A 20925-nucleotide genomic window follows, 5' to 3' on the forward strand; every position below is an offset into this window, starting at 1 on the left:
TAGACTAGATAAATCCCACGATGAATTCGGAACATAGCATGTTTGATAAAATCAGCACTTTATTCAAATCAAATAAACCTTCTCCTCCACAGCTTTATCTAGAAGAAAATAATATTCAATATACCGAAGAAACTGGCTATATCGTAGATGGGATTAACCTGAATCAAGAGTTAGGTGAAAGACTAGAATATCTGTCTAACCGACGCATGAAAACATTTGATGATCTGAAAGAATTATATTTTACAGCCATGATCATTAATGAAAAAATTGATCTGGAAATTGCCAATCAACGTTTTAATTCAAGATTGGGCAATACTGAAGAAAACTTGCTGCAATTTAAAGTAATCGTAAAAAAGTTGAATGATTATTACCGAAATTTTCTGCGTGAGAAAAAATAGCATTTGAAGTGGAAAGAAACCATTATTTTCCTGATAGCAAAGACTGCATAAAAATAACGAAATGCGCAGATACCATCGTGATAGTATAAGGGACATGTTGTTTAGACTTTAAAGCTATATACATGTTCCAACAAGAAATTTCCCAACTCAATTTAAAACAACTCAAAGCTGGTGAACGACGCTGGTTAGGCAACCTGCAGGGATCATCCACAGCATTATTGCTGAAGGAAATTGCCAAGCAGCATAAACAGTTATTTGTGATTGTGGCACGCAATAATCAGCACCTTGGTCAGCTGGAAAGTGAACTGGAATTTTATGGCATCAAGCCGACTATATTTCCAGACTGGGAAATTTTGCCTTATGACCGTCTCTCTCCGCATCAGGACATTGTCTCTGAACGTCTGGCAATTCTTTCCAATATGCCGCAAACCGGGGTGTTGCTGTTATCTGCTTCTACGCTGGCACAGCGTGTAGCACCAAGCTCATGGGTATTGGGTGAACACTTTGATATTCGTGTCGGGCAAAAGCTTGATCTGGAACAGCAAAAGAAAAAACTGATTCAGGCGGGTTACCATCTGGTTGATACGGTATATGACCATGGTGAATTTGCAGTCCGCGGCAGCATCATGGACATTTATGCCTCTGGTCAGGATGCACCGATCCGGATTGACCTGTTTGATGATGAAATTGAAACGCTGAAATTTTTTGATCCGGAAACCCAGCGCACTACGCAAACTTTAGAACAATTTACCGTATTACCAGCACAAGAATTTCCACTGAAAGAAGGGCGCGCCACTTTCCGGGACCGTTATGGTGAGCTGTTCCCCACAGCAAATCCCAAGAAAAACCCGATGTATCAAGATGTCATGGATGGTATTGCTTCGCCCGGTATTGAATTTTACATGCCACTTTTCTTTAGTGCAGAAGCGATGCAAGCTTACAGCACTTTGGCTTCATACTTACCAAAGAATGGCATTGTCATTACAGATCGCGGTCTGGAAGAGTCATTAAACCAGTTTTGGGCTGAAGTGGTACGTCGTTATGAGGATCGCCGTCATAATGTGGATCAGCCAATTCTGCCTGCGGAAATGCTGTTTATCCAGACTAATCTTGTGCTGGAACAATTGAACCAGTTTGGTCGCATTATTGCCTCTCAAGATGTTTTTGATGAAAAAGCGGGTGTTATAAATCTGGATACTCAGACACCGCCACGACTGCCGGTCGATCCGAAACGGGAAAAGCCATTCATCGAAGTTAAAAAATATATCGATGCAGCTAATCATCCTGTTCTACTCGTGGCTGAAAGTGCAGGTCGCCGAGAAACTCTAAAAGATGCACTGCGTCCAAGTCTGGGGGATATCCCGACTGTTGAGAATTTTGATGCATTTGTCGCATCATTACATGCGATTGCCATTACCAGTGCACCTTTAGAACGTGGTCTGGTTTTGACTGATCGTATCGCTGTGATTTCGGAAAACCAGCTCTATGAACATCGGGTGGTACAGCGCCGTCGCAAGCGTCAACAGGAAGTATCCGAAGAATTCCTGATTCGCAGTCTGACCGAGCTGACCATTGGTGCCCCAGTTGTACATATTGATTATGGCGTAGGGCGTTATGCCGGCCTGATTACCTTGAGTATTGACGATCAGGACCATGAATTCCTGCAACTGGATTATGCTGATGATGCCAAGGTTTATGTACCAGTCACCAATCTGCATCTGATCAGCCGTTATAGTGGTGGTGATCCTGATCTGGCACCACTACATAAGCTCGGAACAGATGCCTGGAGCAAAGCAAAACGTAAGGCACTGGAACAGATTCACGATGTCGCAGCCGAATTACTAGATATACAGGCACGACGTTCATCCAAGCCCGGGATTAGTTTTGAGCTGGATCAAAGCCTGTATATGCAGTTTGCCAGCGGTTTTGCCTATGAAGAAACGTTAGATCAAGCCAATGCCATTGAAGCAACTTTATATGACATGCAGCAGGCCAAACCAATGGATCGTCTGGTTTGTGGTGATGTAGGCTTTGGGAAAACTGAGGTCGCAATGCGCGCTGCTTTTGTGGCGGTGCAGAATAACCGTCAAGTCGCAGTTCTGGTCCCAACCACTTTGTTAGCACAACAGCACTATGAATCCTTTAAAGACCGCTTTGCGGACTGGCCAGTACGCATTGAAGTGTTGTCACGTTTCGGTTCTTCTAAGGCACATACTAAAACGATTGATGACCTGGCAGAAGGCAAAGTGGATATTGTGATTGGTACACATAAAATTTTGCAAGAAAATGTCCAGTTCAAGAATCTTGGCCTGATGATTGTCGATGAAGAACATCGTTTCGGGGTGCGGGACAAAGAACGCATCAAGGCGCTACGTGCCGATGTAGATATGTTGACCCTGACCGCAACACCAATTCCACGTACTCTAAACATGGCTTTTAGTGGTATGCGTGATCTTTCAATCATCGCCACACCACCAGCACGTCGTCTGGCAGTAAAAACCTTTGTGCAGGAACAGACCAATGACACCATTAAAGAGGCGATTCTGCGTGAATTGCTACGTGGTGGTCAGGTTTATTTCCTGCATAACGAAGTGGATACTATTGACCGTGCTGCAGAAAGCCTACGTGAACTGGTACCAGAAGCGCGTGTTATTGTTGCCCATGGGCAGATGCGTGAACGTGAACTGGAGCAGGTCATGCAGCAGTTCTATCACAAGGAATACAATGTTCTGGTGTGCTCGACTATTATCGAAACCGGGATCGATGTGCCGAGTGCCAATACTATCATTATTGAACGTGCGGATAAGCTCGGTCTGGCCCAGCTGCACCAGTTGCGGGGGCGTGTTGGTCGTTCTCATCACCAGGCTTATGCTTATCTCCTGGTTCCATCGATCAAAGGCTTAAAAGGCGATGCTGAAAAACGCCTGGATGCGATTCAGCGAGCGTCAAATCTGGGTGCGGGTTTTATGCTGGCAACTGAAGATCTGGAAATCCGGGGTGCAGGTGAGCTCTTGGGTGAACAGCAAAGTGGTTCGATGCAGGCGATAGGTTATAGCCTGTATATGGAAATGCTGGAAAAAGCCACCAAAGCCATTCAAAAGGGCAAGACACCGAACTTTGATGCACCATTATCTTTAACGGCAGAAATCAATCTGCATATGCCCGCGCTGATTCCGGATGACTATCTGGGAGATGTGCATCAGCGTCTGCTGTTCTATAAACGTATCAGTAATACCGATACCCAAGACAAACTCGACAATATCCGTATGGAGCTGATTGACCGCTTTGGCATTCCACCACAGCCAGTGAAGCAGCTATTTGCAGTGCATCAGCTTCGTCTGAAAGCAGAACAGCTGGGCATTACCAAAATCGACATTGGCGGTCAGGGCGGGCATATCGAATTTGCTCCAGATACGCCAGTGCAGGCCATGAGTATTATCCAGATGATGCAGAAACATCCGACCTATTTCCGGATGAATGGCGGGCAACGTCTGAAAGTCATGGTCATGCTCGAAGACTATCAGAAACGTATTCAGTTTTTAAACGATTTGCTGGATAGCCTGCTGAAAGAGCTGCATTAAAAAGGTTTTAAAAAATGGGTCAGAAAAGGAATTCTGACCATTCTTTTAAATCGATGGCGAAGTCACCCCTCAATGGAAAGAAAGTCTTGATTAATTTGTGTGATTCGGTAAAGTCTGAGTTGTGACCGAGTTCATAACAAATCATCCAAATTTGTATTTAAACACATTGCTCACAATATTCAGCTAGCACTGGATATGTTAGTATTAGCCATCATTCTAATTTTGCATCATTTATAAAGATATGTTTAGTTTGCATCCTCAACTTGCTCAAGATACGTTTTTTGTAGGCGACTTTCCTTTATCAACATGTCGTTTGATGAATGATATGCAATTTCCGTGGTTAATCCTGATTCCACGTGTGCCGGGCATTACAGAATTATATGAACTTAGCCAGGCCGACCAGGAACAGTTCCTGCGTGAATCAAGCTGGTTGTCTAGTCAGCTTGCGCGTGTATTCCGTGCAGACAAAATGAATGTGGCTGCATTAGGTAATATGGTTCCACAGCTGCATTTTCATCATGTAGTTCGTTACCAGAACGATGTGGCTTGGCCAAAACCAGTGTGGGGAACTCCTGCGGTTCCTTATAGCAGTGAAGTTCTTGCTCATATGCGTCAGACGTTAATGCTGGCTCTACGTGGTCAGGGAGATATGCCATTCGACTGGCGTATGGATTAATCTGATCCCATGCTGCAATCAGGCCTGTAAATTATACAGTGCTGCAAGGAGCAACTGAGTGCAAATAGACGATTGGGTACATAAAGAGCCGAAACAGTTTGAATATTTCCATCGACTGATGGGATATATCATGCTGTCGCTGGTCATCGTCGTTTTTCACTATACAGATCCTGATACGCAGTACCAGATTTTTATCCCGTTTTTCTTTCTTGCGATTATACTGGCTCTGCCGAAGCTGTCGCGCTGGCTCATCTATCGCTACAACACCAGTATCAAGCGTAATGTCTTCTTTGTGCTCGACATTGCTGTAATTGCAGTCATTCTTTCTGCAATGCATATGAGTCTGGTACTGTCTTTATTGGGACTGGTCGCATTGTTGTATACTGCAATCAGTAACAAAATTTCATTTTTGACGTTCTCATTGGCAAGCCTGATCGGTATTGCCATTTTTTATTTCTGCAATATTTTTATCTTTGGTTTTGGTGAATATTTTCAGCCAACCAGCAATGAGTTGACGGTTTTGGGCTTCCTTTGTCTGGTGACTTATTTTGGTGTAGGTAATTATTATCAAACCACGCGTGCACGTTTTATGGCGCAGAAAAAGAACCATTATTATGATCAGATGAACCGCTATATGGAATTTGCCAACCAGCTGAGCCGTTATGCACCCTTGCAGCTGTGGCAATCAATTATGAAAGGTGAGTCTGAAGCCAAGATTGAATATAAACGTAAGAAACTTACCGTATTTTTTTCCGATATTCAGGGTTTTACGGAACTCTCTGAAACGCTGATTCCAGATGACTTGGCCTTCCTGCTGAATGACTATCTCAGTCACATGACAGAAATCGCCAAGCACTATGAAGGCACGGTAGATAAATTCATGGGTGATGCGATCCTGATCTTTTTCGGTGATCCGCATTCTGATGGTGTTGAGCAGGATGCTAAAAACTGTCTGGATATGGCGATTGCCATGCGTCAGCAGATGAAAATCCTGCGTGAACGCTGGGTGAAAATGGGCTATCCACCGCTACATATCCGTATGGGTATTTCGACGGGTTATTGCCACGTTGGCAATTATGGCGCTAATCACCGTATGGCTTATACGATTGTGGGACGGGATGCCAACCTGGCAGCACGATTACAATGTGCTGCTGAAGTAGATGAAATCCTGATTTCTGAAGATACCCATACACTTATCAAGAATGACTATCTTTGTGCAGGAAAAAAACCAGTATTCCTGAAGGGGATTAAAGAGCCAGTACGTACTTGGCAAGTAATGGAGCGATTTACTTCAGAGAAAATTGATTATCAACGCTGGTTTGACTACGAATATAAAGGTTTCCATCTGTTACTTAATCTGGATGAAGTACAGAACTACGAATATCCTAAACTGGTCAATGTGCTTGAAAATATGATTAAGCGGATTCAGACCCAGCAGAAGATGACCAATTCACAAGGTATTGTAAAGTTAAAACTTGAAGATGAAGTCATTGAACATCTACCAGCGAGTACAGCAGAACCTGTGGTATTAGAAAAAGAGACTGAGAAGCAGGAATATGAAATCAGGTCAGATCAATCAGAAAAAAAGACCAGTCGTGCGAGTTAAGAAAAAACAATCACCATAAAGATCAGATGTAAAAAAACCACGCTTGAGCGTGGTTTTTTTATGAAAATCACTTAGTGATTTTCTGAAGCGTGGTTGATGGTGTATTTGGGAATTTCAACTTCCAGATCTTCGTCCACCACTTTGACCTGACAAGACAAACGTGAATCAGGCTCAAGGCCCCATGCACGGTCTAACAGATCTGCTTCAACATCATTCATTTCTTCCAGGCTGTCAAAGCCACGACGTACAATCACGTGACATGTGGTACATGCACATGACATATCGCAAGCATGTTCAATCTTGATCCCGTTATTTAGCAGGCTTTCACATAAATTGGCATCTTGTTCAACTTCAAACTCAGCACCTTCAGGGCAAATTTGCGCATGTGGAAGAACTTTAATACGTGGCATAGTCTTTACCTTAAATTAGTTTGAGTTTGACCAGTCGTCGAGTTTAGTACCTTTCAGTGCTGCATCGATATGCTGGTTCATACGAGCAGCTGCAAATGCATCACTATGTATTTTAAGCTGTTCTACGGCAGATTCAATCGCTTTGATATCTGTACCTTGCAGCTCTTGTTCAAGCTTGGCTTGAGCAGCTTGCAGATCAGTAAGCTGCTGTTCACTTAACAACGCCGCATCCATTTTCAGGGCCTGAGTAAGTGCTTCAAGTTCACGTTGTGCTTCAACTTTAGTTTCCTGAAGATGACGCAGGTTTTTGTCTTCTTCAGCAAATTTATAACCTTCAAGCAGTAAACGCTCTGTATCTTCGCTCGATAAACCATAAGATGGCTTGATATCGATCTGTGCTTTCACGCCAGACGTGGTTTCTTGCGCAGCTACGGTTAATAGACCATCAGCATCCACCTGGAAAGTCACTTCAATACGTGCCTGACCTGCAGTCATTGGGGGAATACCGTGCAGTACGAAGCGACCCAAGCTACGGCAATGCTCCACCAGATCACGTTCACCCTGAACTACATGGATCAACATCGCGGTCTGACCATCTTGATAGGTGGTGAATTCTTGACGGCGTGCCACAGGAATCGCGGTATTACGTGAAATTAGACGCTCTACCAGACCACCCATGGTTTCAAGACCTAGAGACAATGGTGTTACGTCTAATAACAATGAACCGTCGGTTGAATTACCAATCAATTGGTTCGCAGTAATCGAGGCACCAATTGCAACTACTTCATCCGGATTGATGGTACATAGAGGTTCTTGATTGAACACTTCACGCACTGCTTTCTGAACGGCATAGGAGCGGGTAGAACCACCTACCAGAACAACATTTTGAATATCATCCAGTTCCAGTTTGGCATCACGCATTACACGTTTACAAACGCTAATCGTTTTATCCAGTGCAATTTTAATGATTTCTTCAAACGTTGGACGATCTAATGTTAAGACATGATCCAGCAGTTTTAATTCTACAGACTCTGCATCAGAAAGCGCTTCTTTGGCTTTACGCGCAGCTGTAATGAAATGTGCATATTCAGCATCATTGAGGGTTTCAATATTCAGCTGTTTCTTGGCCCATTTTAGAATCAGACGATCCAGGTCATCACCACCCAGAGCAGTATGGCCACCAGTCGCTAATACTTCGAATACGCCTTGCGAGAAACGCAGGATAGATACGTCAAAAGTACCACCACCTAGGTCATAGATCACATAGTTGCGATCTGTGCTTAGATTTGATTCTTGATCTAAACCATAAGCAACCGCTGCTGCAGTCGGTTCATTTAACAAGCGTAAAACATTTAAGCCAGCAAGCTGTGCTGCGTCACGTGTTGCTTGACGCTGTGCTTCATCAAAATATGCAGGAACTGTAATAACAGCGCCATTAATCTCATTTTTCAAGCTTGCTTCTGCACGGTCTTTCAGCTGTTTTAAGATTTGTGCTGAAATTTCGACGGGTGTTTTACGACCTTGAGCTGTTTCAAACGCTGGCATTTCATTCGCTTCACCCACTAAGGTATACGGGTGCTGGAATTTAATATCCGCTTGAGAACGACCCATGAAACGCTTTACAGAAACGATGGTATTTTTTGGGTCGGTCATTATGAATGGTGCAGCTTCATAGCCGTACTGAGTGCTTTGCTCTGCATAATGAACGATAGAAGGAAGTAACACACGTCCTTGTTCATCATTAAGTACTTTGGCTTTACCTGAAAGAACCGTGGCGACCAAAGAATGGGTGGTGCCTAAATCGATACCAATCACAATGCGGTGTTCATGCGGTGCACTTGATTGACCTGGTTCTGCAATCTGCAAGAGAGCCATAGTGTTACATCCTTTGCACGTTAAATATTAAAGAGAGAAATTAAAAATCGTCATCGAGGTCAAAGCTGTCGTCATCGAGGAAGCGGTCTTCCGCTTTATCAATATCGGCCATGACTTTGACAAAGAAGCGCAGTTTACGCACAGTATCGCGAGCCTCAGCCCAGTCTTCCTCTTCATAATCTATTTTGAATTCACGCACCAGACCATCAATCCACTGTTGAACTTCAACTTTTAGGGAAGATAAATCTTCTGCTGAAGCTGCATCATCAAGCTGCTCACGAATTTCAAGCGCATCTTGCAGGAACTCAAAATCACTGATGGACTGATCCAAATGATAATCCTGTTTTTTCAATGAAAGTAAGTAAGCAGCGCGACTATCCACAGCCGACAACACCTTATATGCCTGATTGATTTCACTTGATTTGATCAGGGCCTGGTCTTTGTCTGCAGCTTTATCTGGGTGATATTGTTGCTGTAACTTTAAAAATTCAGCTTTTAAAGCAGCTGAATCAATATCAAGTGCGACAGGGAGGTTGAACAACTCAAAATGATTCATGGGAGATTGGATCCACGATTAATATGCAAATTAACTGCAATGTACAGCTAAAAACTACTGCCTAAATGCAATTAAAACAGTGTAGATGACACTGTTTTAATGCTGCAAGGATAAATGTACGCTAATGATTAAGCCTTATATAGTGAAGGATTCACCGCAGCCACATTCACCTTTTTTGTTCGGGTTGTTAAATTCGAAGCCTTCGTTCAGACCATTTTTTACGTAGTCCATCTCCATACCTTCGAGATAAACCAGGCTTTTCGGGTCAACGAAAACTTTAACACCAAACTGTTCAAATACTTCATCATGTGTATCAGCGTCATCGACGAATTCAAGCACATAAGCCAGACCAGAACAGCCTGAAGTTTTCACACCAACGCGAATGCCTTCACCCTTACCACGATTTTTCAGGTAATTGCTGATATGAGTTGCAGCATTTTCAGTTAAATGGATCATGAAAACTCCGTTAATCTTTCTTCAAAAATACACGTCAGCAATTAAGCTTTCACTTTTTTGCTACGATAATCTTCTACAGCAGCTTTAATGGCATCTTCAGCAAGTACAGAACAGTGTACTTTTACTGGAGGAAGAGCAAGTTCAGTTGCAATATCAATATTCTTGATCGCTTGAGCTTCGTCCAGAGTTTTGCCTTTTAGCCACTCGGTTACCAGTGAGCTAGATGCAATTGCTGAACCACAGCCGTAAGTTTTAAAACGTGCTTCTTCGATTACACCTTCATCATTCACTTGAATCTGAAGACGCATCACGTCGCCACATGCTGGTGCACCCACCATGCCTGTACCTACGTTTTCTGCATTTTTGTCTAAAACACCAACGTTACGTGGGTTTTCGTAATGGTCAATTACTTTTTCGCTATAAGCCATGTTGCTTCTCCAAACCTCGGGGTCAGCCTAATATTAAATATGGGGATTAAAAAACTTTTATCAATGAGATAACAACATAAATGCTGTTATCTTCGATACAAGATTAGTGTTCAGCCCATTCAACTGTAGAAAGGTCGATACCTTCTTTGTACATATCCCAAAGCGGAGAAAGTTCACGTAACTTCTCAACAGCAGCTTTAGTGACTTCAAGTACATGATCAATATCTTCTTCAGTGGTGTATTTACCAAAGCTAAAGCGGATTGAGCTGTGTGCAAGTTCGTCTGATAGGCCCAATGCACGTAGAACATAAGACGGTTCTAGTGTTGCAGAGGTACATGCTGAACCTGAAGATACTGCTGCATCTTTCAGAGCCATCATTAGTGATTCACCTTCAACAAAGTTGAAGCTCACGTTCAGGTAGTTCGCAACGTTATAAGTTTCGTGGCCATTCAGGAATACCTGTTCAAGGTCACGTAAACCATTCCAAAGTTTGTCACGAAGTACACGTAAACGCGCTTGTTCAGAATGCAAGTTTTTACCTGCAAGTTCAAATGCTTCACCCATACCTACGATCTGGTGAGTCGCAAGCGTACCAGAACGCATGCCACGTTCGTGACCGCCACCATGCATTTGTGCTTTCAGGCGTACACGTGGGCTACGACGTACAAAAAGGGCACCGATACCTTTAGGACCATAGATTTTGTGTGCAGAGAAACTCATCAAGTCGACTTTCAGTTGAGAAAGATCGATTTCAACTTTACCTGCAGCCTGGGCAGCATCTACGTGGAAGAAAATTTTCTTGGCACGAGTGATTTCACCAATTGCAGCAACATCCGTTACGGTACCAATTTCGTTGTTTACCATCATCAGGGAAACAAGAATGGTATCTGGACGAATTGCAGCTTCAACCATGTCTGGTGTAATCAAACCAGTTTTTGGTTGTGGTTCCAGATAAGTAATTTCAAAGCCTTCAGACTCTAACTCACGGCATGTATCCAAAATTGCTTTATGTTCAATTTTAGACGTAATAATGTGTTTACCTTTAGATGCATAGAACTGAGCTACACCTTTTAGGGCAAGGTTGTCAGATTCAGTCGCACCAGAAGTCCATACGATTTCACGTGGGTCAGCTTTGATAAGGTTAGCTACCTGTTCACGTGCGTATTCAACTTTTTCTTCCGCTTGCCAGCCGTATGCATGTGAACGAGATGCAGCATTACCGAAGGTACCTTCGAAAGTTAAGCATTCCATCATGCGTTCTGCAACTTGAGGGTCTACAGGAGTGGTTGCTGCATAGTCAAGATAAATCGGACGTTTCATGTCAAATACCTGTAACCGATAAAAGAGCTGAATCAAAAGATGCTGAATTTTGGCGAAGTGAAACGGTTTGAACGTTGTCACGTGCTACGAGGTCAGCAAGCGAGATTTTTGCGAGATAATCGGCAATGTGGTGGGAGAGTTCCTGCCATAAATCGTGAGTCAAGCACATCGCACCATTCTGGCAATTGCCTTTATGGTCGCAGCGAGTGGCATCAACAGTTTCGTTTACAGCTTCAATGATTTCTAACACAGTGATGTCTTGAGCATTACGCGCCAGATGATAACCACCATTGGCACCACGGACACTTGAAACTAAGCCATGACGTTTTAGTTTCGCAAATAACTGCTCAAGATAGGCAACGGAAATAGTTTGACGAGCTGCAATTTCAGCAAGCGTGATCGTTTGTTCAGTTGGCTGCAAAGCTAGATCAAGAAGAGCAGTCACTGCGTAGCGACCGCGAGTGGTTAAGCGCATGATTCGATACACATGGTTAGACTAGATGTGTCGATTTTAAGAATCCTGACTAAAATAGTCAAGTTTTTTTATTATGCAAAATGAAACGTTAAATCGTACCAAAAAGAAGGCTTTATTAAGCAAGCCAATTATATACTAATAACGTAATTAAACCTACGGTAATAAGACCAAAGATTATATTAATTTGCTTCTGACGACGTTGCATGCGTCGAATCCGGTTTTCATACTGCTTAACTTCCACTTGCAGGGTATTAATTTTAGAACGTTGCTGGTCAATTTTATCTAGAAGTGGGGCCAGACGATTACGTGAAGTAACGACTTCAGACTCGTCTCTTGGTTCATACAGCCACTGTTTCCAGTCAGCAAGCAGTTTCGGCAGGGCAAACAGGGTCAGCAGATCACGGAATTCGTCTTTCAGGATCTGATTGCCATCAATACGCATAGCCTTAATGCTGCGACGATTGCCAAAAATAAAGATTTTGATCAGATCGGACAGATTAGTACGCACATCAAGGTCAATGATTTTATTTGGCGCTTTATGGTCAAATAGCAGACCCTTATCGGTAAACTGCACATAAAAGTCGAAATAAGGAATATAACTATTAATCTTAATAGCAATATTTTCATCAATAAACTTTTTAGCTTGTAATGCAACAACGCGATCATGTTTTAGAATAAAAGTGAAAATCGTTTCTAAAACAATTAAAGTCATTGTCAGCAATAAGTGCGGCTGCTTTTGACTTTGCTGCGATTCGCTCATAGATACAACCAATCCTTTCCTGAAAAATTTGAAATATAAAGCATCCTGCCTAATTGATATTTCAGGGATTAAACTTAAAACATGAAATAAATTGCTTTGTAGAACAGTTTAGCAAAACTGGCAAGTATTAAATTTGCTAATATGCTGTAATTTTGTAGATTTCTATATAAAATTTGCATAGAAAATAATCAGGAGGCGTGCACATGGACAAATCTGAAGCGGCACAGGATGCAATTCCGGAAACAGAACAAAAAACATCAAAAGCTAAGTCGAGATCAGGATCAGAGCGTAAGTCGGTCCTCGACTTTCGAAAATATACCAAACAAATCTGGCTGGCTGGACTGGGTGCATTCTCTCGTGCCGAAGAAGAAGGCAATAAATTATTCGACTCTTTGGTCAAGGTGGGAGAAGAGCTTGAATCCAAAACGACTGACATTGCCGACCAAACTGTCGAAAAAGTCTCAGAAAAGGCCAAAGAGTCTGTCACAGATACCAAAGATAAAGTTGAAAAATTAATTGATCACTCTGTTCATCATTCCTTGAATCGTATAGGATTAGTGACGCTGAAGGACGTACAGCATCTAGAAAAACTGATCCTGCAGCTGCATGCTAAAGTCGATCAGTTGATGGAAGAACAGGGGAAAATACAGGATGAATTGTCTAAAAAATCACAACGAAAGTGACTTTATTCATTATTCAATGTTTTTTTCGCTTATTTTTTAAAAAAAAAGAGGTCGAAGAGTATTGCGTTTAGCCCTAAACCATTGTTATAAAGTCGCTATGGCAATTTAAACAAATTCTTGGACCTTAAATAAACGATATTAAGAGGACGTAATTTTCATGAATAAATCAGAATTAATTGATGCAATTGCAGAGAAAGGGGGATTATCTAAGGCTGACGCTGGTAAGGCTTTAGATGCTACAATTGCTTCTGTTACTGAAGCGCTAAAATCAGGTGATACAGTTACTCTCGTTGGTTTTGGTACTTTCGGCGTTAAAGAACGCGCTGCACGTACTGGCCGTAACCCACAAACTGGTGCTACGCTAGAAATCAAAGCAAGCAAAGTACCTAGCTTCAAAGCTGGTAAAGGCTTGAAAGACGCTGTAGCTTAATCGCCAACAGCAACCAAACGCGCCTCACTAGGCGCGTTTTTTTATTGATTAATTAAATAGTCAGGATTAACACATTCATTCAGTGGGTTTTTTCGGGTAAAATCCCATGCAAATAAAATATTGGAATACTTATGGAATCTTTTCGTAAAGTTATTAAGGGTTGGCTGGGCAAGGTCTTGCTCGTTCTGTTTTTGACCCCTTTAGCGCTTGTAGGTATTGAAGGATATTTTAGTGGTGGGAACAAAGATACAGCCAAGACGGTAAATGGCACAGATATCTCTAAAAAAGAATTGGAATCTCTGACAAAATCATTCAAAGAACAATATCTCAGTTATGCCAATGGCGATGAAACATTATTAAATCAGGCATTCATTGATCAAAAAGCTATGGATACGCTGGTTGCACGTACAGTTTTGCTACAACAAGCTGAAAACCTGGGCATCAGCCTCAGTGATCAGCAAATTGAGCAAATGATTGCTCAGCAACCGAGTTTCCAGCAAAATGGTCAATTTTCAAATGCGCTCTATGAAAACTATTTGCGCTCTGTAGGCATGAACAGCCAGCAGCTGATTGCAAGCCTGCGCACTGACCATGCTCTTAAAATGTTGTCCTCTACATTTATTGACTATCCATTGGTTAGTAAACTGGAAATTCAGCAGATTGCTGACTTGCAGACTGAACAGCGTCATGTGCATATTGCCAGTGTTAATCTTGAGAACTACAAGAAAAACGTTAAAGTTACTGATGCAGAAATTGCAGCTTACTATGAAAAGCATAAGACTGTATTCAAGCAGCCAACAAGTGTGGATGTAGATTACGTAGTTTTAAAAGCGGGTGATATTAATACCGCTGCTGTTACGGTAACCGATGCCGAACTACAAGATGCCTATAACAGTTTTGTCGCGGCACAAAAATCGACTGCCAAGCCAGAAGTGAAACATATCCTGATCACTGCGGATAACCGTTCTGAAGCTGAAGCGCAAAAACTCGCAACAGATGTAGCAGCTAAGATCAAAGCGGGTACAACATTTGCTCAGGCTGCAGCTCAGTATTCAGAAGATCCTGAATCTAAGGCCAAAGGCGGTGCAATCGCAGTTTATGAAGCGGGTGTGTTCGGTGATGCTTTTGATAAAGCTGTTGCTTCATTACAATCTGGTCAGGTTTCTGCACCCGTGAAAACAGATTATGGTTATCACATCATTGCTGTACAGGCACCTGATGTAGCTGTGCCATCATTTGAATCACAAAAAGCACGTCTGACTGAAGAGGTGCTGGCTTCTAAAAAATCAAATGCATTCTCTGATACTGTGAATAGCCTGAATGATATGGTGGTCAGCAGTGACTCACTGGATTTGGTAACACAAGAAGTTAAAGGTGTTCGCGTACAATCAGCCAAAGGCGTGACATTGTCTACACGGGATCCATTACTCAGTGATGCCAATGTGAAAGTGAAGCTGTTCAATGACGATGTGAAGAATGGTGACCGTAATGTATCTTCTAGCATACAGTTGGCAAACGGTGATGTAGCCTGGGTAAAAGTGCGTGATTACCATGCAGCAGGTGAGCAATCACTGGCGGAAGCCAAACCACGTGTTAAAGCAGAACTAATTGAAGAAAAAGCGCGAGCTCTTGCAAAAGCTCAGATTCAGAAATCATTGGATGAGTTTAAGACCAAACCTGCTGCTTCTGTAGCAAAAGGTAATCTGGTGTTTGAAGATGCGGGTATCTATACCCGTGCTGAAGGCTTGCTAAAACGTGATGTACAGCGTGCAGCATTTAGCCTGAAAGCACCTAAAGCTGGATTCTGGTCTGTGACGACTGCAAGCTTGCCTAATGAGCTGGTAGTGGTTGCTGTATCTGAAGTGAAGAAGAATCCGATTGATGTTTTAAGCGAAGAACAGCGTACTGAACTGGCAAAACTTTATGCCCAGTTACGTGGTCAGCAAGAATTTGACGATTATACGCGTTATCTGAAATCGCAAGCGAAAATCAAATAACAGATTTTCCTTAAAAAAAACCCGGCTTTCGAGCCGGTTTTTTTATTTTCTGGGAAAGTTTTTGCTCTATAAGAGAGCCATCTTTAGAGTCAAGGATGCATTGAAATACTGAAACGTGTTTTAAAGTTTGGTAGTAAATTCCCTGATGAGTAAATAAAAAAGAGGGACATTTTATCCCGCTTTTTTAAATAGTTCGATTTACTCGGCACGAACCTTAATTTCATAGCCGGTATATTTACGGATATTAATAACACCGGTATCCAGGATCAGGTACTGGCCTTTGATACCTTGTAATTTGCCACGGATCACTGGGGTTTTATCCAGATTATGTGATTTGATCTTTTCAGGATAGCTTTCTACCGGATAAATAAACTCGCGTGGGCGTTCTTGCTCCAGAATTTCGACATTTTCATTAAAGTCCAGACTCATGCTGAATTCGTCACGAATGCTGGTAATTTGCGGTTCGAATTCATCCAGCAGCTGATCACGGATATCAATCAGGTTAAGAGGCTCAGCCTCACCTTTAAGCAGTTTGCGCCAATCGGTTTTATCGGCAACCTGGGTGCCGAACATGACTTCCATTTGACCTGAAAGACGACGAGAACCTACTTTCATGATGGGTAAGGCTTGCGTTGCACCCTGATCCAGCCAGCGTCCTGGCATATGGTTGACACGGGTAATTCCGACTTTAAGTCCACTGGAATTGGCTAAATATACAATATGAGGCTGGAAGCATACTTCATGCGCAAAGGTGTCTTCACGGCAGGTACCTAAATGATAGTGGCAGCTCTCAGGCTTCATAATACACATGTCACAAGATGCTTTGGTTTTAAAGCATTTGAAGCAGTGACCTTGAGAAAATGATTTTGATGTTTTGGTACCACAAGACACGCAGTAGATATTACCGGTCCAGTCGATCTCGATTTCTTGACCCAGACTAAATGGAAGATCAATTTCTGAACGATCTAATATGAATTTATATTCAACATTTGCCCTGTGTATATCTTGATCAGTTACACTAAGGTTCTTGAGACCGGCATGCATTTTATGGCAAATGCCTTGAAGTTCCATATAAATTACTCACTTAAATCATAAGGATGCTGTTATGGCTGAACAGAATGTCATCACTTCGATGCTAGACGATTTTGCGCAGGAACAGCCCATAAAAACTGCGATTTGTATTGGTCAGGATTTGACCCAGATCAAGTTTAATCAGTCCATTCAATGGCATTATTTTAGCGTATCTGACTTTTTAAGTCTGCCTTTTCAGCAACGTTATGATCTGGGAGTAGTGATGCTAGATACACCTGAAACGAGTGAGTTATCAGATCAATTGATCAGTCAGATATTAGTCAAGCTGCGTGACTTATTTGCAAAACGTCTGGTCGTAGTAAGCCGTTTGCAGGATGAGAAACTACTCCGTTCTTTAGGACTAACCCAACTTATTGATAAAACAACACATAAGGCCGACTTTGCCCTATGGCAATTTAATATTCTGACTTATAAGCATGTACCAGACTGGTTTAATTCCAAATTCTGGGCCAATCCGGAAAATTGGAATAAGTTCCGCTGGTAAGGAAAAAATCTACTAAATTTCATTGCAAATATTAACATATTCATCCATTTCAACCTTCTGTTCAGCACGTATGCTGTAAGAAAGATTGACAGGATAAGCAGTATGACAAACCTCAGTAATATTGTAGAGATGCTGGCCAAGCAGGCCTTGGGCGGTAGTCAGCAACAGCAGAATACCAATCAGCATCAATCCCAAAACCAGTCGCAACAGTCACAAGGTGGTTTGGGTGGAATTCTTGGTGCCGTACTTGGACAGTTAAATCCGGGTAATACGCATCAAACTGGTCAATCCCAGCAAGGCGGCTTGGGTGGGATTTTAGGTTCTGTACTGAGTCAACTGGGTGGTGCTGGTCAGCCACAGCAGCAGTCAAATCAGCAGACGCATCAGCAACCTCGATCATCAGGATTGGGTGCAGGTGGAACCAAGACCTTACTTATTGCCGTATTGCCATTGGTACTTGCCTGGATTCAAAAGCAGGGTGGTTTACAGGGAGCACTGGATAAGCTTAAAGGTCAAGGCTTAAACAGTCAGGTTGATGACTGGGTGTCTACAGGTCCTGGTGAGAATGCGCCCGTGGATAACCAGCAGTTACAGCTGTTATTTGATGATCAGGAAGTGGAACAGGTGGCGGAGCAGGTGCATGCCCCAAAGCAGGATGTATATAGCGCCATTTCCAAAGTCTTACCGCAGATTATTGATTCATTAACTCCGCAGGGTGAGCAAACCAGCAAGCAGGAAGCCAATAATGATATTCAGAATGTCCTGAATATGGTGTCAGGTTTTTTAAAGCGTTGACTATAATCTCTTTTAAAAAAGCCCGGCTATAAATGTCGGGTTTTTTTGTATTTTTATAAATTATGAGTGTTCCAAATCCAGGCTAAACAGACGATTAGATTTGCTAATTTTCTTGGCAATATAATGTGATTTGCGCAGACGTATTAAAATAATCTGAGATTGGAATTCCAGCTCACCAAATTCCGGCTCGACCTGCACATAATGTAGTTGACCAAATTCATCCCTTACACGGGCTTGAGCTGAAAATCCGGGACGGGCATTACCACTGGAAATGGTTGCCAGACGACCAATCAGATTGACATGATGTTTTTTGTATTTAGGTGGAATCACCTGATCCAGACAGTGAATCATAAATACTGTAAAGAAAATCGCAATAATCAGCGCAGGAATAATCAGGTAATACGCCAGTAGAAATTCCTGTTCCTGAGAATAGATCAGCAGTTGCAGCACATAACCGGCAACACTGAAATTCATCAGCAGGAAAAATACAATTAAAATTTTCGAAAATTTAACATTAAGCAGGTCGAGATTGCGGAAGTAGAAAGGGGAAATCTGTTTCAAAAATTTCGTCGGGCGAATTTTAAATAAATAACCTAAGGTTTCTACCACGCCCAGCAAAATCACAGCGAATAAACTTAAATGAAAAGGCATCAAGTTATAGTCTACGAAAAATGCCGGCATGGTAGCGTCCAATTTCAGAGTTATTCTATGAGGTAAATTCCACCGTCAGAATGCACGTTAATCTCTACTTTTTCAAGTGCTTGACCTTGACATGGACCAGAAATACATTCTCCGGTTTCAACCAGGAATAAAGCACCATGGGTTGAACACTCAATAAATTCCTGATCACGATCCAGAAACTGGTTTTCCAGAAACTCCAGTTCAACCTGTAAATGTGGACACAGGTTCTGGTAAGCATAGAACATACCATCGCGTTGAGTAATGAAAATGGTGTCGCCATTTGGCGTTTCAAAAGAACGTGCTTCACGTTCCGGGATGTCTTCGGTCATGCAAATTTTAAACATTAAGCGCATTCCTTTTGGAAGTTTTCCAATAACGCAGCATAGTCAGCAATGGCCAGACGTGGGCCAAATTGTGAAACCACCTGACTTGAAATCAGAATTGCCAATTCAGCTGCAACTTTCCAGCCTAGGCCTGCATTCAGTGCATACAGGAAAGCACCGGCAAAGGCATCACCAGCACCATTGGTATCAACTGCAGTTACAGCACGACCCGGTACAGTAAAGCTTTGACCTTCATTGCAGATCAACGCGCCTTTGGCTGACAATGTAATGACAATGTGTTGGCTGATTTCTTGCAATTTAACTAAAGCGGCTTCAATCGTTTCAGTCTCAGTGTACATCAAAGCTTCCTGTTCATTACAGAACAATAGATCTACGCCATCTGCAATCATCTCATCCAGGCCGGCACGTGCATATTGCACCATGGCTGGATCAGACAAAGTTAAAGCAATTTTCGCATCACTGGCACGGGCAATAGTACGTGCCTGTTCTACAGCATGACGAGCAGTTTCTGAAGTCGACAGATAACCTTCGATATATAGCCATTTTGCAGTTTTGAGAGGTGTGAAATCAATTTGAACGTCAGTCAGTTCCGCAGTGATCCCCAAATAAGTATGCATGGTACGTTCTGAATCTGGACTTACCAGTACCATACAGGTGCCAGTAACACCTTCACTGATTGAACGGGTTGTGGTTTGTATGCCGGCTTCATTTAAACCATCCAGGTAGATTTGACCTAAATCATCATTCCCGACACGGCAGGCATAGAAAGCTGAACCACCGAGCGCAGCAAAAGCCACAGTCGTGTTTGCAGCTGAACCACCAGAAGCCTGGCCTTTATAGTTTTGCGTGGTTTTCAGGTTCTCATACAGCGCAGCTTGTGTTTCACCATCAGTCAGTTGCATGGTGCCTTTTTGCAGGTTGTGTGCAGTTAAAAAGTCGTCAGATACTTTAAATTCCTGGTCAATTAGCGCATTACCAATTGCAAAAAGATCAACATTTGCCATGTCAGAGAGTCACATTCAAAAAACGAAAGTCATAAGTTTACACGAATGCTCAGGTTTGCTATAGGGTGTTAAATCATTTTCAAAAAGTTTTAGGGTATGCTGTAAGGCATTCATTTCGCACTTTGGTCGAATTAAAGCAGATAAATTTCGTAATCCTGCGGTCGTGCCATTGATTTAAATAGCGGATTTTATTTATAAGTGTTATATCACCTGTAACTGCATATTCATGCAAATGCAGGTTGAGCCGAGACTACAATTTCTGACAGTGTGTATATATGGATATTAAAATCGTAAAAGCCGAGCAATTACCAGATCAAATCGAAACTTTTGCTGCTCTGGCAAAAAAGGAAGGCTATGATTTAATTGAGAAATTAGTTGAAGAATATCGCACAGGAAAAAACTCCTTCAGTAAAGATAATGAATATCTTGCTGTGGCTTATGATGGAAACAAGCTGATTGCTTGTGGCGGTTTGAACCAGCAATGGGGACCAGATGGTGTGGAAGAGCGTATTGGCCGTGTACGTCGTTTCTATGTACATCCGAAATATCGCCAGCATGGAGTAGGCAAGCAATTACTGGCTTATCTGGAACAGTTAGCACGTCCGCATTATTCTGCACTTTGCCTGCATACTGAAACCAAACTGGCGGCGAGCTTTTACCAGAAGCAAAATTATGTGTTTGTCGAAAACCATCCGAATTACAATTACTTTAAATATCTGATCTAGCCGATTTTCAATTTAAATACTACGGTTCATAAACTTGGTGATTCATTTTCTGAATGACCAAGTTTACTTAATTCGATCAAAATGATCGGTTTTCAGCGTGAATAATAACAAAAACTACAGCTATAATGCGATCAGTTGTTTTTTATCT

The 20925-nt window shown here is 42.3% G+C and carries 22 protein-coding genes; 10 read left to right on the plus strand and 12 right to left on the minus strand.

The annotated features are described in order from the left end of the window. The first annotated feature begins 38 nt into the window (after positions 1 to 38). The 4 genes from F955_RS11060 (at position 39) to F955_RS11075 (ending at position 6261) form a co-directional block, all read left to right on the plus strand. On the plus strand, positions 39 to 398 hold the full coding sequence (locus tag F955_RS11060) for a hypothetical protein (protein WP_004894481.1): 360 nt from the start codon (positions 39 to 41) through the stop codon (positions 396 to 398). 122 nt (positions 399 to 520) lie between these two features. Beyond that, positions 521 to 3979, plus strand: coding sequence for a transcription-repair coupling factor (mfd, locus tag F955_RS11065; RefSeq protein WP_004894484.1), 3459 nt, complete (start codon positions 521 to 523; stop codon positions 3977 to 3979). A gap of 241 nt (positions 3980 to 4220) precedes the next feature. Further along, a complete protein-coding gene (locus F955_RS11070) occupies positions 4221 to 4655 on the plus strand; it encodes an HIT domain-containing protein (protein ID WP_004894486.1) in 435 nt (144 codons plus the stop codon). Between the two features lie 58 nt (positions 4656 to 4713). Further along, positions 4714 to 6261, plus strand: a complete 1548-nt coding sequence (locus F955_RS11075) for an adenylate/guanylate cyclase domain-containing protein (RefSeq protein ID WP_004894490.1) — start codon at positions 4714 to 4716, stop codon at positions 6259 to 6261. A 71-nt stretch (positions 6262 to 6332) separates the two neighbouring features. On the opposite strand, the gene fdx is transcribed toward F955_RS11075, so the two are convergent. The 8 genes from fdx to F955_RS11115 all read right to left on the minus strand — a co-directional run bounded on the left by fdx (position 6333) and on the right by F955_RS11115 (position 12542). Further along, positions 6333 to 6671, minus strand: coding sequence for an ISC system 2Fe-2S type ferredoxin (gene fdx, locus F955_RS11080; protein WP_004812732.1), 339 nt, complete (start codon positions 6669 to 6671; stop codon positions 6333 to 6335). A gap of 15 nt (positions 6672 to 6686) precedes the next feature. Continuing rightward, positions 6687 to 8546 carry a Fe-S protein assembly chaperone HscA gene (hscA, locus tag F955_RS11085; RefSeq protein ID WP_004894493.1) on the minus strand — a complete coding sequence of 620 codons (1860 nt, stop codon included), beginning with the start codon at positions 8544 to 8546 and terminating at the stop codon, positions 6687 to 6689. Positions 8547 to 8586: 40 nt separating this feature from the next. Continuing rightward, positions 8587 to 9102, minus strand: a complete 516-nt coding sequence (hscB, locus tag F955_RS11090; RefSeq protein WP_004812736.1) for a Fe-S protein assembly co-chaperone HscB — start codon at positions 9100 to 9102, stop codon at positions 8587 to 8589. 135 nt (positions 9103 to 9237) lie between these two features. Then, the gene (gene iscA / locus F955_RS11095) at positions 9238 to 9558 is read right to left on the minus strand and encodes an iron-sulfur cluster assembly protein IscA (RefSeq protein WP_004894496.1); all 321 of its coding nucleotides are present in this window, start codon (positions 9556 to 9558) and stop codon (positions 9238 to 9240) included. Between the two features lie 41 nt (positions 9559 to 9599). Continuing rightward, positions 9600 to 9986, minus strand: a complete 387-nt coding sequence (gene iscU / locus F955_RS11100; RefSeq protein ID WP_004812740.1) for a Fe-S cluster assembly scaffold IscU — start codon at positions 9984 to 9986, stop codon at positions 9600 to 9602. A 103-nt stretch (positions 9987 to 10089) separates the two neighbouring features. Then, positions 10090 to 11307, minus strand: coding sequence for an IscS subfamily cysteine desulfurase (locus F955_RS11105; RefSeq protein WP_004812743.1), 1218 nt, complete (start codon positions 11305 to 11307; stop codon positions 10090 to 10092). A gap of 1 nt (position 11308) precedes the next feature. Continuing rightward, positions 11309 to 11782, minus strand: coding sequence for an Rrf2 family transcriptional regulator (locus F955_RS11110; protein WP_004812744.1), 474 nt, complete (start codon positions 11780 to 11782; stop codon positions 11309 to 11311). A 115-nt stretch (positions 11783 to 11897) separates the two neighbouring features. Further along, positions 11898 to 12542 (minus strand): hypothetical protein, encoded by a 645-nt coding sequence (locus tag F955_RS11115; RefSeq protein WP_004812747.1) that lies wholly within the window; start codon positions 12540 to 12542, stop codon positions 11898 to 11900. A 203-nt stretch (positions 12543 to 12745) separates the two neighbouring features. Here F955_RS11115 and F955_RS11120 point away from each other — a divergent pair, with 203 nt between their 5' ends. The 3 genes from F955_RS11120 (at position 12746) to F955_RS11130 (ending at position 15652) form a co-directional block, all read left to right on the plus strand. Further along, complete coding sequence (locus tag F955_RS11120; RefSeq protein ID WP_004894501.1) at positions 12746 to 13225, plus strand: phasin family protein; 480 nt, start codon at positions 12746 to 12748, stop codon at positions 13223 to 13225. A gap of 157 nt (positions 13226 to 13382) precedes the next feature. Further along, complete coding sequence (locus F955_RS11125) at positions 13383 to 13655, plus strand: HU family DNA-binding protein (RefSeq protein WP_004279807.1); 273 nt, start codon at positions 13383 to 13385, stop codon at positions 13653 to 13655. A gap of 131 nt (positions 13656 to 13786) precedes the next feature. Beyond that, positions 13787 to 15652 (plus strand): SurA N-terminal domain-containing protein, encoded by a 1866-nt coding sequence (locus tag F955_RS11130; RefSeq protein WP_004894505.1) that lies wholly within the window; start codon positions 13787 to 13789, stop codon positions 15650 to 15652. Positions 15653 to 15850: 198 nt separating this feature from the next. On the opposite strand, the gene F955_RS11135 is transcribed toward F955_RS11130, so the two are convergent. After that, the gene (locus F955_RS11135; protein ID WP_004894506.1) at positions 15851 to 16723 is read right to left on the minus strand and encodes a DUF2797 domain-containing protein; all 873 of its coding nucleotides are present in this window, start codon (positions 16721 to 16723) and stop codon (positions 15851 to 15853) included. Between the two features lie 34 nt (positions 16724 to 16757). Here F955_RS11135 and F955_RS11140 point away from each other — a divergent pair, with 34 nt between their 5' ends. Together F955_RS11140 and F955_RS11145 are read left to right on the plus strand one after the other, a co-directional pair. Continuing rightward, on the plus strand, positions 16758 to 17228 hold the full coding sequence (locus F955_RS11140) for a DUF6231 family protein (RefSeq protein WP_004894508.1): 471 nt from the start codon (positions 16758 to 16760) through the stop codon (positions 17226 to 17228). A gap of 102 nt (positions 17229 to 17330) precedes the next feature. Next, positions 17331 to 18023: a YidB family protein gene (locus tag F955_RS11145; protein WP_004894511.1), complete on the plus strand. Its 693-nt coding sequence runs from the start codon at positions 17331 to 17333 to the stop codon at positions 18021 to 18023. Between the two features lie 60 nt (positions 18024 to 18083). Here the strand turns inward: F955_RS11145 and F955_RS11150 are convergent, their stop codons facing one another. From F955_RS11150 to F955_RS11160, 3 genes are read right to left on the minus strand one after another with little or no spacing between them, the layout of a single operon-like run. After that, positions 18084 to 18704: an OB-fold-containig protein gene (locus F955_RS11150; protein WP_004894514.1), complete on the minus strand. Its 621-nt coding sequence runs from the start codon at positions 18702 to 18704 to the stop codon at positions 18084 to 18086. 20 nt (positions 18705 to 18724) lie between these two features. Further along, positions 18725 to 19033, minus strand: a complete 309-nt coding sequence (locus F955_RS11155; protein WP_171058625.1) for a Rieske (2Fe-2S) protein — start codon at positions 19031 to 19033, stop codon at positions 18725 to 18727. 14 nt (positions 19034 to 19047) lie between these two features. After that, positions 19048 to 20052, minus strand: a complete 1005-nt coding sequence (locus F955_RS11160) for an adenosine kinase (RefSeq protein ID WP_004894515.1) — start codon at positions 20050 to 20052, stop codon at positions 19048 to 19050. Between the two features lie 275 nt (positions 20053 to 20327). Between F955_RS11160 and F955_RS11165 the strand changes: the two genes are divergently transcribed. After that, positions 20328 to 20777: a GNAT family N-acetyltransferase gene (locus F955_RS11165; protein WP_004812759.1), complete on the plus strand. Its 450-nt coding sequence runs from the start codon at positions 20328 to 20330 to the stop codon at positions 20775 to 20777. Positions 20778 to 20925 lie beyond the last annotated feature (148 nt).

The organism is Acinetobacter schindleri CIP 107287 (assembly GCF_000368625.1).
GTDB lineage: Bacteria > Pseudomonadota > Gammaproteobacteria > Pseudomonadales > Moraxellaceae > Acinetobacter > Acinetobacter schindleri.

What these genes read in the sequence shown, in the direction of transcription:
- iscA (WP_004894496.1), bottom strand. Translation starts at nt 9,558, where the DNA reads ATGATCCATTTAACTGAAAATGCTGCAACTCATATCAGCAATTACCTG.
- F955_RS11110 (WP_004812744.1), bottom strand. Translation starts at nt 11,782, where the DNA reads ATGCGCTTAACCACTCGCGGTCGCTACGCAGTGACTGCTCTTCTTGAT.
- F955_RS11135 (WP_004894506.1), bottom strand. Translation starts at nt 16,723, where the DNA reads ATGGAACTTCAAGGCATTTGCCATAAAATGCATGCCGGTCTCAAGAAC.
- F955_RS11160 (WP_004894515.1), bottom strand. Translation starts at nt 20,052, where the DNA reads ATGGCAAATGTTGATCTTTTTGCAATTGGTAATGCGCTAATTGACCAG.
- F955_RS11150 (WP_004894514.1), bottom strand. Translation starts at nt 18,704, where the DNA reads ATGCCGGCATTTTTCGTAGACTATAACTTGATGCCTTTTCATTTAAGT.
- F955_RS11105 (WP_004812743.1), bottom strand. Translation starts at nt 11,307, where the DNA reads ATGAAACGTCCGATTTATCTTGACTATGCAGCAACCACTCCTGTAGAC.
- F955_RS11155 (WP_171058625.1), bottom strand. Translation starts at nt 19,033, where the DNA reads ATGACCGAAGACATCCCGGAACGTGAAGCACGTTCTTTTGAAACGCCA.
- F955_RS11145 (WP_004894511.1), top strand. Translation starts at nt 17,331, where the DNA reads ATGACAAACCTCAGTAATATTGTAGAGATGCTGGCCAAGCAGGCCTTG.
- F955_RS11115 (WP_004812747.1), bottom strand. Translation starts at nt 12,542, where the DNA reads ATGAGCGAATCGCAGCAAAGTCAAAAGCAGCCGCACTTATTGCTGACA.
- F955_RS11165 (WP_004812759.1), top strand. Translation starts at nt 20,328, where the DNA reads ATGGATATTAAAATCGTAAAAGCCGAGCAATTACCAGATCAAATCGAA.
- hscA (WP_004894493.1), bottom strand. Translation starts at nt 8,546, where the DNA reads ATGGCTCTCTTGCAGATTGCAGAACCAGGTCAATCAAGTGCACCGCAT.
- F955_RS11140 (WP_004894508.1), top strand. Translation starts at nt 16,758, where the DNA reads ATGGCTGAACAGAATGTCATCACTTCGATGCTAGACGATTTTGCGCAG.
- F955_RS11120 (WP_004894501.1), top strand. Translation starts at nt 12,746, where the DNA reads ATGGACAAATCTGAAGCGGCACAGGATGCAATTCCGGAAACAGAACAA.
- F955_RS11130 (WP_004894505.1), top strand. Translation starts at nt 13,787, where the DNA reads ATGGAATCTTTTCGTAAAGTTATTAAGGGTTGGCTGGGCAAGGTCTTG.
- mfd (WP_004894484.1), top strand. Translation starts at nt 521, where the DNA reads ATGTTCCAACAAGAAATTTCCCAACTCAATTTAAAACAACTCAAAGCT.
- fdx (WP_004812732.1), bottom strand. Translation starts at nt 6,671, where the DNA reads ATGCCACGTATTAAAGTTCTTCCACATGCGCAAATTTGCCCTGAAGGT.
- F955_RS11070 (WP_004894486.1), top strand. Translation starts at nt 4,221, where the DNA reads ATGTTTAGTTTGCATCCTCAACTTGCTCAAGATACGTTTTTTGTAGGC.
- F955_RS11060 (WP_004894481.1), top strand. Translation starts at nt 39, where the DNA reads ATGTTTGATAAAATCAGCACTTTATTCAAATCAAATAAACCTTCTCCT.
- hscB (WP_004812736.1), bottom strand. Translation starts at nt 9,102, where the DNA reads ATGAATCATTTTGAGTTGTTCAACCTCCCTGTCGCACTTGATATTGAT.
- iscU (WP_004812740.1), bottom strand. Translation starts at nt 9,986, where the DNA reads ATGGCTTATAGCGAAAAAGTAATTGACCATTACGAAAACCCACGTAAC.
- F955_RS11125 (WP_004279807.1), top strand. Translation starts at nt 13,383, where the DNA reads ATGAATAAATCAGAATTAATTGATGCAATTGCAGAGAAAGGGGGATTA.